The sequence below is a fragment of the Marinobacter sp. KM021 genome, from assembly GCF_050707965.1.
GTDB lineage: Bacteria > Pseudomonadota > Gammaproteobacteria > Pseudomonadales > Oleiphilaceae > Marinobacter > Marinobacter shengliensis.
The window spans coordinates 1964701-1977815 of sequence record NZ_CP136129.1 but is presented as its reverse complement, the minus strand read 5'-3'; the positions used below and the strand labels follow the sequence as shown (position 1 = coordinate 1977815).

Genomic DNA, 13115 nt, shown 5'->3' with positions numbered 1-13115 from the left:
TGGAGTCTATTGGCCAGACTAAAGTGAGACTTGATTCACATTTTTGACGCAGGCCCCGGGCGATTTGACCAAGGCCCTGAAACATAACACTCGCTTATCATTTGTTGCGCTATGTAACGCTCTGTTACTAAAACAACAACAAATGAGGTGGTCGTTATGTTCTCCAGAAACGCTCTGGTTGCAGCCGTTATGCTGGGTGTGGTGGGGTGCGGGGGTTCCGGTTCAGAGAACGCTTCCGATAATACCAATGCCCAGGGCCCGGGGCCGACGGTTCCGGGCACTACGCCGCCCGGTCAGTCTGATGGCAACAAAGGTCTGCCAATAGGTGAGGGCGAGGTGCGGGTTCTGTCCAATCGCGCCGATCTGATCAGCGGTGGCGATGCCCTGATAGACATCGAGGTCGCCAATCCCGATGGTGCCCGTGTTTTGCTGAACGGCCAGGATGTAACCGGGCAGTTTACCTTGATGGAAGCTGGTCAGTTGCGTGGCCTTGTTACCGGCCTGGCGTTGGGCGACAACACGCTGGAAGTGCTGCTGGACAATCGCAGTAGCCGGCTGGTGAAGACCATCACTAACCACCCGAAAGGTGGGCCAGTATTTTCGGGCCCCCAGGTTCAACCCTGGACCTGCACCAACGCCGCTGCGATGGACGAGCAATGCAACCAGCCTGCGGAATACCGCTTCAAGTATGTTCCTGCGGAGCGCTTTACGCGGCTATTCATCGAGTTTGATCCGCAAGACCCCGGCCTGCCGGATGCTTTTTTGCCTTACGACCCGGAAAACCCTCCCGCCGATGACGACATCGCCACCGTGACCACCGACGAAGGCGTTGAAATGCCGTTCATCGTTCGTGTGGAAACCGGTGTGCTGAACCGGGACCGTTACCAGGTAATGTCATTGTTCCAACCTGGAAACGACTGGACCGCCCTGAATCCCCAGGAGCAGTGGAACGGGAAAGTACTGGTTCATCACGGTGGTAACGTGGGGGTGAGTTACGGTATGGGCAGTCCGCCCAACGGTGACATTTCCGGCCTGACTAGCGGTAACGAGCTGTTGCTGGGAGACAGTATTTCCGTGGCGCTGGCCCGGGGTTTTGTAACCCTGTCCACCGCCCAGGCCAACCTCGGCCATAACGTGAACCTGGTTACTGCTGCCGAGTCCTTGATGATGGCCAAGGAGCACATCATCGAGAACTATGGCCCGGTCCGTTACACCATTGGCACTGGCTGCTCGGGCGGGGCGATTGCCCAGCAACACATTGCCAATGCCTATCCCGGTATCTATCAGGGGTTGATTGTTCAGTGTTCCTATCCGGATGTCTGGACCACCGCTACCCAGTTCGCGGACTACAACCTGATCAGCAACTACCTTGGGCTACAGATGCCGGAGGGTCCGGAAGGGTTCTTCTCCTTCATGACGGATCTGCTGACCAACGGCCTGCTGCCAACCCAGTGGCCCTTTATCTATGGGCACCTGCCCGTCAATCCAGTGGTTTCAGACCTGGCCTTTTTCCCGGCGGCCTACCCGGATCAGGAGGATTGCCGGCGCCTGAAGGAGGGCGTTGAGGTTTATCATCCTGAGGAACGACCGGGCGGCCTGCGCTGCGGGTTGATCGATTACATGGTCAACCAGTTTGGCGAGCGGCCACCGGAGGTGTGGTCTGAGAATGAACAGCTTTTGGGGCGGGGTTTTGCCGGCATTCCGCTGGATAACGAAGGGGTTCAGTACGGCCTCAGAGCATTGCAGGAAGGGTTGATTACCGGTTCCCAGTTCCTGGATCTGAACCGGGAGATTGGTGGCTTCAACGTGGACATCAAATATCAGCCAGAGCGTACCCTGGGCGATATCCAGGCCATCACCAATGCCTATCGCACCGGCGCCATCAACACGGCAGAGAATCTTGCCGGTGTGCCGATGATTGACTTGCGAGGCCCGGACCCCGGCTTTGCCCACGATGCCTTCCACTCCTGGCAAACCCGTGCCCGCATTGAGGAGGTTCAGGGCCATTCGCTCAACCATGTGATCTGGTATGGCGCCTTCCCGATCGCCGGGGATACCGTGTTTACCACCGAGGCCCTGTTGACCATGGACCAGTGGCTGGCGGGCATCGAGGCGGATGAGCGCCAGGATAGCCTGCCGGAGAAAGTGATTCGCAACCGGCCCGGCTTCGCCCGTGATCGCTGCCTGTCGTTGTCGGGCGCTACCGCCGAATGGGGTGTGATTCTGCCGCTCACCGGTGGCCTGTTGTACCCGGACCCGGTTCTGCCCGGCCTGGAATACTTGCCGACCAACCGATTGCCAGCAGAGATGGGTGAGATCCTGGACGTGGCCACCGGGCAGGTGTGCGGCCTGGATCTTGGCGCCCTTGGCTTGCCATCGCTGGTGACCGATCTGCTGGCGCCGATCACAGACCCGATTGTTGAAACCCAGGCACTGCTGGTGCAAACCCGGTTTGGCACCCCGAGAACCGTGGCCGGAGATGACATTCGCACCCTGAATAACAAGTGTCAGCTCAAGCCAGTTGACCCTGCGGATTATTCAGCCAATCTGCTCCAGGGTATTTTCAACTCTGAGAACTTTGCCCAGAAGGTTGCGGAGATCTTCCCGAACGGGGTATGCGATTACAGCAAACCACCGGTTGGCCAGGTACCAACAGTGACCTGGATGCATTATGGTGATGCCGAGACGGTGGTGCATGGCGGCGCGCCGCTGAGCAGCAACGATCAGCCTGTTCCGGGGTGGGCTTCACCCGCGTTTGCGGTCACCCTGTCACCCAATCAGGCTGAGTGATCAGCGCCACAGGGTCGGGATGCGCCTGGCCCTGTGATTGGCTTGCAAGGCATCGGCCCAAGCTCCAACCTGAACAGAGTGCGGCCGAATCAGAAAAACAGGCGGCTAACCGTTGCTGTTGGCCGCTCTTCCCCCTAAAATCCTTCGCTGTTTAAACCATGCATCAGGATGATGCTGCCCCAAACCCAAGGAAGGAGAATGCCGATGGATGATTGGCAAGGGTGCCTTGCGCCCCAGTGTCAGACTGCGCTTTTGCAGGCCCGCAACAATGTCGCCAGCCGCGGCGGCTCGGTGATTACCGTTGAAGACTACCTCTTGGCATTGCTCGATGCCGTTCCGGAGGCAGTTTCGTTTCTGAAACGCCAGGGTGTGGACCTGGATGAACTGATTCGTACCATTCAGGGCGAGCAACCCATTGTTGCGGAAGTCCGTGGCGATGGAGATTTGTCTTCCCAGCTTATCTACTGGATTTCCAGCACCCGTGAAGCGACCGACCAGCCCTGGTTGGACTGGCCGGTGCTGTTGCATGGGCTGGTTCACCTTGCGGAGCGCCTGCAAGACAAAGCCTATGTGGCGGTGCTGGAACTGGTCAGCCACTGGCCGAGTGCGGAGGGTGAGGCCTGCACACCTCCGGCTTCCCCTGACCAACCTTTCAGCCCCGTTACGGTGACTGATCCAGCCTGGTTGCAGCTGGCTGAGGACGTTGTGGTGGCTTTATCCGCAAACCGGAATGGGTTGATCTGGGTAGCAGGCCCCCGTGGTAGCGGAAAAACCGCCTGGCTGAGGATGTTGCTGGCGACGCCGGGATTCTCGTGGGTGCAGATGGACTTGCGCCGCCAGGCAGAGGTGATGGCGTCCGATCAGCCGGTGGTCCCATCAGGCGGGGGCGGAGTCGCGCAGTGGCCAGCGATGATTCTGGACAATGTGGCACCGCTCGACCTACTGGAACTGATGAGCATGCCGGATGGTGCTGTTCGGGAACTGGTGACAGGATGGCAGGGGCCAATCCTGATGCTGGCATCAGACGACAGGGGTAAAGGACGAACAGACAACAGCCGGTTGACCGCCATTCTGGGCCGGGAGTTGGAAACCATGGCGATGCCGGGTGTTAGCGAGGCGCAGAGAAGAGCGATCTTGACAGCACACCAGCCAGCCATCGAAAAGCGTTGGAACCTGCAATTGTCGCCGGCAGCGATGGAGTATGCGGCGTCCCGCCAAACACGAAGTATAGCAACGCCCGGCGGTATGCTCGAATGGTTGCACCGGGCAGCCGCCAGGCTTGACCTGTTTGCCAGCCGGGGACCGCTGGAGGCGGTGGCTCTGGCGGCAGAACACGACACCCTTCGGCGCCAGTCCCTGGTGGCCCTCGCCCGGGGTGAGTGTGCTGAGCGGGTAGAGCTGCAGATACAACAACTGGATCTTGAACAAGCCGCCGCTGAGGTGGTTTGGCACGAACGTAAGCGTTCCGGCACCCTGCGTCGGTTATTGGTGGAGGATCTTCGCCAGGAACTGGAACGATGGGTTGCAGCCAGGCCCGGGCCGGTTCACTATGTGCTGAATTGTGAACAACAGCAGGGAGATACCTTGGGTGCAGGACCTGGAAATTTATATTCGTGATCTGGAACCGGCGGCCATATCCGGTTGGCTGGAGAACCAGCTTGATGACGTTCAACTGGACGATTCGGATGTCACGTCGGTGGTGAAGGGAAGTGCGTTGTTCAATGGTACCCGTTTGCGGATTACCCTGTATCCCGGCGCCTTTGGAAAGAGGTTTACCTCTGTGCTGATGGAGGGCGACGATTTGCCCTGGAACAGTGACCTGGACTGCGCCCGAAGTGCCTGGCGTGCCATGGAAGGGGAGATACGGTGCAGCACCGGTGACTGGAAAGAGGGCGATCCGGTGGAAGATGAGAAGTGGTGGCGCCTGGACCACCGGGGTGAACAACGGGTGGTTTGGAACTGAACCGATCGCCAGAAGGTAAAAAGGCAGCCATTGGAGGCTGCCTTTTTCGTATTCCGTGCTTTGAAATTACTCGCTCAGGATAGACACGTTGTCTGCTTGCAGGCCTTTGTCGGCTTCCACAACGTTGAACCGAACCAGTTGGCCCTGACGCAAGACTCGGCGACCACGACCACGAATGGCGCGGAAATGTACGAAGATCTCGTCGCCGCTGTCGCGGACGATGAAGCCAAAGCCTTTCTTGACGTTGAACCACTTGACGGTGCCTTCTTCGTCACCTTCCGGTGTGGTGTCGTCAAAATCGTCTTCTTCGTCATCATAAACGTTGTTCTGGCGACTGTTGCGTGCCGGGCGGCTCTGGCTTCTGGAAGCCGGCGCTGCGGAGGGCTGCTTGGTGGCAAGCGCGATGGCCAGAAAACCGGTGATGGCAAAAATAACAAAGGCAATCAGGTACGCTGCAAGGCCACCAACACTGCCCAGTGCCTCGGCGAGGTTGCCAGCGCTCAGCGCGGCCAGGAATTGCGGTGTGACAGACAGCAGCAGAAACAGTACCAGGGGTGCCGGAATGGCGATCATAAGGGAAAGACGGATCGCTTTGGCTGGATTACGCATTGGCTGAATATTCTCCATGGGTTAACACTAACGATAAAAAGCCAGACATCGGGTAACATGGCATGCCCGGCCAATGAACGCCGCCAATGTTCAATGTTGGCGGTAAAAGGCGGCATCATACCAGATTACCGAAAGGGCTGACCAAATCTCATGAGCAAAAAGACACTGGAAGACAGGCTTGCAGAGCTGGAAATGCGACTTGCGTTCCAGGACGATGTGATCAATACCCTGAGTGAGCAGGTGGCGAAGCAGGAGATGGATATTCGGGAGCTGTGGGATGCCAAGAAGGTGCTGCATAAGCAGTTGAAGGATATTTCGCCTTCGAATATCAAGGCGGAGGAGGATGAGACTCCGCCTCCGCATTATTGAATTTGGTGTATGGCTTGAGCTCCGGGGTCAGACCCCAGCGCGGCCTTAGGGCCCACTGACGCGCTGGGGTCTGCCCCCTCAGAGTTAGCCTAGCAGTTCTTCCAGTATCTGTTCGTAGATTTCGGAGAGGGTATCCAGGTCTTCGGCCTTTACGCATTCGTCCACTTTGTGGATGGTGGCGTTGATGGGGCCGAGTTCTACTACCTGTGCTCCAGTCGGTGCGATGAAGCGGCCATCAGAGGTGCCGCCGGAGGTGGACAGCTTGGTCTCGCGGCCGGTGACGGAGCGGATGGCGTTCTGGCTGGCGGCAACCAGGGCGCCCTTGTCGGTCAGGAAGGGGCGGCCGCTCAGGTGCCACTGCAGGTCGTACTTGAGCTGGTGCCGGTCCAGAATGGCCACTACCCGCTCTTCCAGGCTTTCTGCCGTATTCTCGGTGCAGTAGCGGAAGTTGAAGTGCACCAGGCACTCGCCGGGAATGATGTTGCTGCCCACGCCGGATTCAATCCGGGTAATCTGGAACGTGGTCGGCGGGAAGAAGTCGTTGCCGTTGTCCCAGAATTCCCTGGCCAGTGCATCCAGCGCCGGTGCTACCGTGTGCACGGGGTTCTCTGCCAGATGAGGGTAGGCCACGTGGCCTTGTACGCCGTGTACTGTCAGGTAGCCGTGCAGGGAGCCCCTGCGGCCGTTCTTGATGACATCGCCCACCTGATGGGTGCTGGAAGGCTCGCCAATCAGGCACCAGTCCATCTTTTCGTTGCGGGCTTCCAGGGTTTCTACCACTTTAACCGTGCCGTCCTGGGCCGGTCCTTCTTCATCGCTGGTGATCAAGAGGGCAATGGAGCCTCGGTGCTTAGGGTTGTTCGCCACAAAGCGTTCGCAGGCGGTGATGAAGGCCGCCAGACTGCCCTTCATGTCTGCTGCGCCCCGGCCATACAGATAGCCATCTTTGATGACAGGGTCAAACGGCGGGTGCGCCCAGTTTTTCTCCGGGCCGGTTGGCACCACATCGGTGTGGCCGGCAAATGCCAGTACCGGGCCGTCTGAGCCCTTGCGGGCCCAGAGGTTGTCGGTATCACCGAACCGCAGGTTCTCGCCTGCAAAGCCCAACGGCGCCAGGCGGGACATCATTAGCTCCTGACAGCCGGCGTCATCCGGCGTAACCGAGCGGCGGCGAATGAGGTCCATGGCGAGTTCTAAAGTGGGTGATAATGACATGCGGGAAACCTGTGTAAAAAAAGAAAATTTGCCACGGACAACACGGACGTTCACGGACATCAAGGAGGGTTTTGTCCGTGATTGTCCGTGTCGTCCGTGGCTAAATCACGCTTTTAGTTGTTAGCGTGCAGCTCTTCGTTCAGTTCAATGGCAGACTTATTGGTTTTGCACTCGACCGCGCCGGTCAGGCTGTTGCGACGGAACAGCAGGTCGTTCTTGCCGGCCAGGTCGCGGGCCTTGATGACTTCTACCTGCTCGTTGTTGTCATCCAGCAGGTTCACCTTGGTGCCAGAGGTGATGTACAGGCCAGCTTCAACGGTGCAGCGATCGCCCAAGGGGATGCCGATGCCGGCGTTGGCGCCGAGCAGGCAGTTTTCGCCCACGGAGATGATGATGTTGCCGCCACCAGACAGGGTACCCATGGTGGAGCAGCCACCGCCCAGGTCAGAGCCCTTGCCGATCATCACGCCGGCAGAAATGCGGCCTTCGATCATGCTGGTGCCTTCGGTGCCGGCGTTGAAGTTGATAAAGCCTTCGTGCATCACGGTGGTGCCTTCGCCCACATAGGCGCCCAGACGAACACGGGCGGTATCGGCAATACGCACACCTTTGGGTACCACGTAGTCGGTCATCTGCGGGAACTTGTCGACCGATTTCACTTCCAGGGTGCGGCCCTCAATACGGGCCTGCAGCTGGTGCTCTGGCAGTTCGTTCAGGTCGACGGCGCCTTCGTTGGTCCAGGCCAGGTTCGGCAGCAGGCCGAAAATGCCGTCCAGCTTTACACTGTGGGGCTTGGCCAGCCGGTGGGAGATCAGGTGCAGCTTCAGATACACTTCTGGGGTGCTGGAGGCGGTATCGTCGGTAGCCAGCACGGTAACAACCACAGGGCGCTTGCTCTCGGCCGCTTTTTCCGCAAGTTTCGCCTGGTCGGTTTGGCCCAGCTGGCGCAGGGCGTTGGCAAACCTGGTCAGTTGCTCGGCTTTAACATCAATGGCCTGGTTACCGCCTTTGTAGTCCAGCGCGGTTTCAACCACGTCGATCAGGTCTTTGCCTGGGGTCATGATCGGCTGCTGGTAATACACCTCCAGCCATTCGCCCTGGTTATTCTGGGTGCCGATGCCAATGCCGAATGCAAAACTCATCTGGTGGTTGCTCCTGTACTTAACGATTGAAAATTGGTTTTACCACGCAGCCCATTGGTCTGCGTTAAAGCCCACGGTCACTTCGTCGCCCCGCTCAACCACCGGGCGTTTAATGATGGAGGTGTTCTCCAGCATGATCTGGTGGGCATTTTGGGCGTTAATGGTATCACGAAGCTCGTCGGGAAGTTTTCGCCAGGTCGTGCCCCGCTTGTTGATCAGGGTTTCCCAACCTATGGCCTGCTCCCACTGGCTCAGCTTCTCGCTGGTCAGGCCGTCTTTCTTGAAGTCGTGGAATTCGTAGACGATGCCGTTGTCGTCCAGCCACTTACGGGCTTTTTTCACGGTATCGCAGTTCTTGATGCCATATAACTTCATGCTTTGAAACCTTTTACAAAATCGACGATTCGCTGGGCTGCTTCCACACACTCCTCCAGTGGTGCTACCAGCGCCATGCGCACTCGGTTCTCACCTGGGTTGTGGCCATCTACCGTTCGGGACAGGTACCGACCGGGCAGCACGTGCACGTTCTGTTGTGCAGACAGCTCCTTGGCGAAGGTTTCATCATCCATCGGCGTTTCCGGCCATAGATAGAAACCGGCATCCGGGAAGTCCACGTTCATCACTTCGCGCAGGATGGGCACCACCGCTTCGAACTTGGCCCGGTAGGCGGCGCGGTTTTCCCGCACGTGATCTTCATCACTCCAGGCGGCAATGCTGGCCAGCTGGTTGTGAACGGGCATGGCGCAGCCGTGGTAGGTGCGGTACTTCAGGTAACCGGCCAGTACCTCGGCATCACCGGCCACAAAGCCGGAGCGCAGGCCGGGCAGGTTGCTGCGCTTGGACAGGCTGTGGAACACAATGCAGCGCTTGAAGTCGTGACGACCGATGGCCGCGCAGGTTTGCAGCAGGCCTTCGGGCGGGGTGGCTTCGTCCGGGTAGAGTTCGGAATAGCATTCATCGGAGGCGACCAGAAAGTCATGACGGTCGGCCAGTTCGATAACCTTTACCAGAGTCTCCCGGGGGATGACTGCGCCGCTGGGGTTACCCGGGGAGCACAGGAACAAGACCTGGCAGTCTTTCCAGACTGATTCCGGCACCGCGTCGAAATCCGGAATAAAGTTGTTGCTGTTATCACAGGGCAGGTACACGGGGTCGGCGCCGGCCAGGAAAGCGGCACCCTCGTAGATCTGGTAGAACGGGTTCGGGCTTACCACGGTGGCCGGTTTGCTGGTATCGACCACCGCCTGAACCAGGGCGAAAATGGCCTCACGGGTACCGTTGACCGGAACCACGTTCCGCGCTGGGTCGAGGGTGCCCTCGGCCAGTTGAAAGCGCTTGCTGGCCCATGTGGCGATGGCTTCGCGCAGCTCGTCGATGCCTTTGGTGGTGGGGTAGTTGGCCAGTTTGTCCAGGTTGTCGGCGATCACCTGCTTCACAAATGCGGGTGATGGGTGCTTGGGTTCGCCAATGCCGAGCGATATCGGCTTCAGGTGTTCCGGCACCGTAATGCCGGCTTTCAGTTTGGCCAGCTTTTCGAACGGGTAAGGGTGAAGTCTTTCGAGATTCGGGTTCATTGAATGTCGTCCAGCATTTTGCAAAGGTCCTGTTGCAGGGCCTGGCACACGCCCGGGTCGCGCAGCGGCTCTCCGTGTTCATCGGTGATGAAGAACACGTCTTCCACGCGCTCGCCCAGGGTGGCGATCTTGGCGTTGGTCAGTCGCACCCGGTGTTCCAGCAGCACCTGGCCGATGCGGGCCAGAAGGCCGGGGCGGTCCGGGGTGATGACTTCCATCACCGTGCGCTGATTGATGGTGTCATTGGAAAACGTCACTTCGGTTGGGAAAGCAAAGTGCTTCAGCTGCCGGGGCGTGCGCCGGTGGATGATGTCCGGGTAGTCTTCCGGGTCATCGAGTTCTTCGATCAGGCGCTTGCGCACTCTTTCCTTGCGGGCCGGATCAACGCCCAGTGGCTGACCCTGTTCATCCAATACCACGTAGGAGCTGATCGAGTGGGGGCCTTCGCTGGAGTTGATGCGGGCATCCACGATGTTCAGGTTCAGCTGTTCAAGCACCGCCGTGGTTGCCGCAAACAGGGCAACCCGGTCTTTCATGTAGATAATGATCTGTGAGTAACCGTCTGTCGGCCCACCCCGGGTGTCACGAATCAGCACCAATGGGTCCGGGTTGTCACCGTGGCGAATGATGGCTGCCGTCTGCCAGGCAATATCCACGGTGGAATCCTGCAGGAAGTAGTCCTCGTCTACGGTTTCCCAGATAGGATCAATCTGCTCATCGGTCATATTCTGTGCGTGCAGGATCTGACGGGCTTCTTCCCTGGTGGCGCGTATCCAGGCCTGGCGGTCTACTGGCGTGTCGGTGCCACGGCGCAAGGCGCGCTTGGCTTCAATGTAAAGCTGGCGCAGCAAGGATGCGCGCCAGGTGTTCCAGAGTTTTGGATTGGTGGCGCTGATGTCGCACACCGTCAGAATGTACAGGTAATCCAGATGGGCCTGGCTGGGCATTGCGCGGGCAAAGGCCTGGATGATGTCCGGGTCTGAAATGTCCTTGCGCTGGGCGGTCATGGACATCAGCAGGTGGTTTTCCACCAGCCATGACACCAGCTGGGTGTCCCGCTCACTCAAGTGGTGGCGTTCACAGAAGGCTTCTGCGTCAATGGCGCCCAGTTCTGAGTGGTCACCGCCACGGCCCTTGGCCACATCGTGATACAGGCCAGCAATAAACAGCGTTTCCAGTTTGGGCAACCGATGAATCAGCCGGGAGGCCAGGGGGTATTCATTGCGCACGTCGGTACTGTTCAGCCGCGCCATATTGCGGATCACGCGCATGGTGTGGGCATCGACCGTGTATATATGGAAGAGGTCGTGCTGCATCTGGCCGATGATCTGGCCAAACTCCGGCAAGTAGCGGCCCAGTACGTTGTACTTTTTCATGGCAGACAGAGTCTGGTCCAGGGCGTGTGGCGTGCGCAACAGTTCCATGAACAGGGTGGTGACTGCCAGATCTGACCGGAAGGCGTCGTCAATCAGGTGCCGGTGGGCCCTTAACGAGCGGATGGTGGTCGCACGGATGCCCTTGATTTCAGGGTGCTGGGCCATCAGTACGAAGATTTCCATGATGGCGTAGGGGGCGTAGGCGAACACCTGGTTGTTGATGGCTTCTATATACAGGTTGCGAATCTGGAAGCGTTTGTTCAGCGGGCGGATTTCGTCTTCACTGCCCTCGCCGATAATGGCTTCGTCGTAGTACTGCAGGATAACGTCAGCCAGCTCCGCCAGGGCTAGTACGGTGCGGTAGTAGGACTGCATCATCAGCTCTACGCCCAGCCGTTTGCCTTCATCTTTGTAGCCGAGCATTTCCGCGAGCGCACGTTGGTGGTCGAACAGCAGCCGGTTTTCATTGCGGTCGGCGATCAGTTGGAGGCCATAACGCAATTGCCACAGGAAGGTTTCGCCCTGGTGCAGGATCTGGTGTTCTTCTTCGGTCAGAATGCTGAAGCGGGTGAGGTCGGCAATGTTCTGCAGGCCAAAGTGGCGTTTGGTGATCCAGCCGATGGTCTGGATGTCCCGAAGCGCGCCGGGGGAACCTTTAACGTTTGGCTCCAGGTTGTATTCGGTGTCGCCGTACTTTTTGTGGCGCTGTTGCTGCTCTTCCCGCTTGGCCAGGAAGTAGTCACGATCCGAGCTGACCTCGTCGGAATAGACCAGCTCACTGAGCTCTGCCCGCAGTCCATCGGGGCCGGCGATGGTTCGGGTCTCCAGCAGGTTGGTCAGGATGGTGATGTCCTGCCGGGCCGAGGAGAGGCACTCTTCCATGCTGCGCACACTGTGACCGATATCCAGCTTGAGGTCCCAGAGCAGGGTAACGAATGCGCCCAGGTCATCCTGCCAGGCCTCTTCTATGCCGTGGCGGGTCAGGATCAGCAGGTCTATGTCGGAGTGGGGGTGTAGTTCGCCGCGCCCGTAGCCGCCGACGGCGACCAGGGCAATGTCGGAGGAGCGGGAAAACGGGTACCGATTCCAGATCAGCCTGAGCACTTTGTCTATGGTGTTGGCTCTGGCATGAACCAGGGCTCTTACATCTGCACCCTGGCGGAAAGCTTCGGCGTCAGCATTATAGCTTTCCCGTAACAGTTCCCTGGCGGCAAATACCGGTGAGGTGTCGTTGCTGATACGGGATTCCAGCTCGCTTCGGTCCACTTAGAATGACTCTTCCGATCGTTTGGTCAGCACTTCATAGCCGTCAGCGGTCACCAGGATGGTGTGCTCCCACTGGGCAGACAGCTTGTGGTCCTTGGTGACCACGGTCCAGCCATCGGCCATCAGCTTGGTTTGGTATTTGCCCTGGTTGATCATCGGTTCGATGGTGAAGGTCATGCCTTCCTGCAGTTCCATGCCGGTGCCGGGCTTGCCGTAATGCATGACCTGCGGCTCCTCGTGGAACACCTTGCCAATGCCGTGGCCGCAGTAGTCTCTTACCACGGAATAACGATGTTTCTCGGCATGCTGCTGGATGACGTGGCCAATGTCGCCCAGGCGGGTGCCGGGTTTGACCAGTTCAATACCTTTATATAGGCACTCCTGGGTGATCTGGATCAGGCGTTCGGTACCGGGCTTGGGTTTGCCAACGACCCACATCTTGCTGGTGTCGCCGTGGTACTCATCCTTTATAACGGTGACGTCAATGTTAATGATGTCGCCGTCTTTCAGAATTTTCTTTTCGGTCGGGATACCGTGGCAGATCACATGATTGACCGATGTACAGATGGATTTCGGGAAACCCTTGTAGTTGAGCGGCGCCGGAATAGCCTGCTGTTTGTTGACGATGTAATCGTGGGCGATGCTGTTGAGCTCCTCGGTAGAAATTCCGGGCTTTACGTGTTCGTCCAGCATTTCCAGAACTTCGGCCGCCAGCCGGCCGGCCACGCGCATTTTTTCAATTTCTTCGGGAGTCTTGATGGATACTTGCATCGCTATACCTGTTGATTTGCATCAAACAGGCATTTTAAGG

Annotated in this window: 11 protein-coding genes; 4 read left to right on the top strand and 7 right to left on the bottom strand. The window is 58.4% G+C overall.

What is annotated here, in order from left to right:
* Positions 1-156 precede the first annotated feature (156 nt).
* The 3 genes from RVM24_RS09345 to RVM24_RS09335 all read left to right on the top strand — a co-directional run bounded on the left by RVM24_RS09345 (position 157) and on the right by RVM24_RS09335 (position 4753).
* The gene (locus RVM24_RS09345; RefSeq protein ID WP_431475276.1) at positions 157-2790 is read left to right on the top strand and encodes a DUF6351 family protein; all 2634 of its coding nucleotides are present in this window, start codon (positions 157-159) and stop codon (positions 2788-2790) included.
* Positions 2791-2994: 204 nt separating this feature from the next.
* Positions 2995-4407 (top strand): hypothetical protein, encoded by a 1413-nt coding sequence (locus tag RVM24_RS09340; RefSeq protein ID WP_431475275.1) that lies wholly within the window; start codon positions 2995-2997, stop codon positions 4405-4407.
* Complete coding sequence (locus RVM24_RS09335) at positions 4379-4753, top strand: hypothetical protein (protein WP_072676890.1); 375 nt, start codon at positions 4379-4381, stop codon at positions 4751-4753. Before RVM24_RS09340 ends, RVM24_RS09335 begins: the two co-directional genes overlap by 29 nt.
* Positions 4754-4819: 66 nt before the next feature.
* Here RVM24_RS09335 and RVM24_RS09330 read toward each other — a convergent pair whose 3' ends face one another.
* The gene (locus tag RVM24_RS09330) at positions 4820-5362 is read right to left on the bottom strand and encodes a cold-shock protein (protein WP_058090268.1); all 543 of its coding nucleotides are present in this window, start codon (positions 5360-5362) and stop codon (positions 4820-4822) included.
* Positions 5363-5512: 150 nt separating this feature from the next.
* Here RVM24_RS09330 and RVM24_RS09325 point away from each other — a divergent pair, with 150 nt between their 5' ends.
* A complete protein-coding gene (locus RVM24_RS09325) occupies positions 5513-5731 on the top strand; it encodes a SlyX family protein (RefSeq protein WP_058090267.1) in 219 nt (72 codons plus the stop codon).
* 84 nt (positions 5732-5815) lie between these two features.
* Here the strand turns inward: RVM24_RS09325 and dapE are convergent, their stop codons facing one another.
* From dapE to map, 6 genes are all read right to left on the bottom strand, one after another.
* The gene (gene dapE, locus RVM24_RS09320) at positions 5816-6946 is read right to left on the bottom strand and encodes a succinyl-diaminopimelate desuccinylase (protein WP_286921965.1); all 1131 of its coding nucleotides are present in this window, start codon (positions 6944-6946) and stop codon (positions 5816-5818) included.
* A gap of 113 nt (positions 6947-7059) precedes the next feature.
* Positions 7060-8088, bottom strand: coding sequence for a 2,3,4,5-tetrahydropyridine-2,6-dicarboxylate N-succinyltransferase (gene dapD / locus RVM24_RS09315; protein ID WP_431475274.1), 1029 nt, complete (start codon positions 8086-8088; stop codon positions 7060-7062).
* A gap of 39 nt (positions 8089-8127) precedes the next feature.
* Entirely contained in the window at positions 8128-8463 is a 336-nt protein-coding gene (locus RVM24_RS09310) for an ArsC family reductase (protein ID WP_286921967.1), read from the bottom strand.
* The gene (gene dapC / locus RVM24_RS09305) at positions 8460-9662 is read right to left on the bottom strand and encodes a succinyldiaminopimelate transaminase (protein ID WP_431475273.1); all 1203 of its coding nucleotides are present in this window, start codon (positions 9660-9662) and stop codon (positions 8460-8462) included. Before dapC ends, RVM24_RS09310 begins: the two co-directional genes overlap by 4 nt.
* Entirely contained in the window at positions 9659-12304 is a 2646-nt protein-coding gene (locus RVM24_RS09300; protein ID WP_061333440.1) for a [protein-PII] uridylyltransferase, read from the bottom strand. The genes dapC and RVM24_RS09300 overlap by 4 nt, the downstream gene beginning before the upstream one ends.
* A complete protein-coding gene (gene map / locus RVM24_RS09295) occupies positions 12305-13075 on the bottom strand; it encodes a type I methionyl aminopeptidase (RefSeq protein ID WP_106695231.1) in 771 nt (256 codons plus the stop codon).
* Positions 13076-13115 lie beyond the last annotated feature (40 nt).

Coding starts and splice junctions, on each gene's coding strand:
- RVM24_RS09345 (WP_431475276.1), top strand. CDS start 157: ATGTTCTCCAGAAACGCTCTGGTTGCAGCCGTTATGCTGGGTGTGGTG.
- dapC (WP_431475273.1), bottom strand. CDS start 9,662: ATGAACCCGAATCTCGAAAGACTTCACCCTTACCCGTTCGAAAAGCTG.
- RVM24_RS09325 (WP_058090267.1), top strand. CDS start 5,513: ATGAGCAAAAAGACACTGGAAGACAGGCTTGCAGAGCTGGAAATGCGA.
- RVM24_RS09340 (WP_431475275.1), top strand. CDS start 2,995: ATGGATGATTGGCAAGGGTGCCTTGCGCCCCAGTGTCAGACTGCGCTT.
- dapD (WP_431475274.1), bottom strand. CDS start 8,088: ATGAGTTTTGCATTCGGCATTGGCATCGGCACCCAGAATAACCAGGGC.
- RVM24_RS09310 (WP_286921967.1), bottom strand. CDS start 8,463: ATGAAGTTATATGGCATCAAGAACTGCGATACCGTGAAAAAAGCCCGT.
- RVM24_RS09330 (WP_058090268.1), bottom strand. CDS start 5,362: ATGCGTAATCCAGCCAAAGCGATCCGTCTTTCCCTTATGATCGCCATT.
- map (WP_106695231.1), bottom strand. CDS start 13,075: ATGCAAGTATCCATCAAGACTCCCGAAGAAATTGAAAAAATGCGCGTG.
- dapE (WP_286921965.1), bottom strand. CDS start 6,946: ATGTCATTATCACCCACTTTAGAACTCGCCATGGACCTCATTCGCCGC.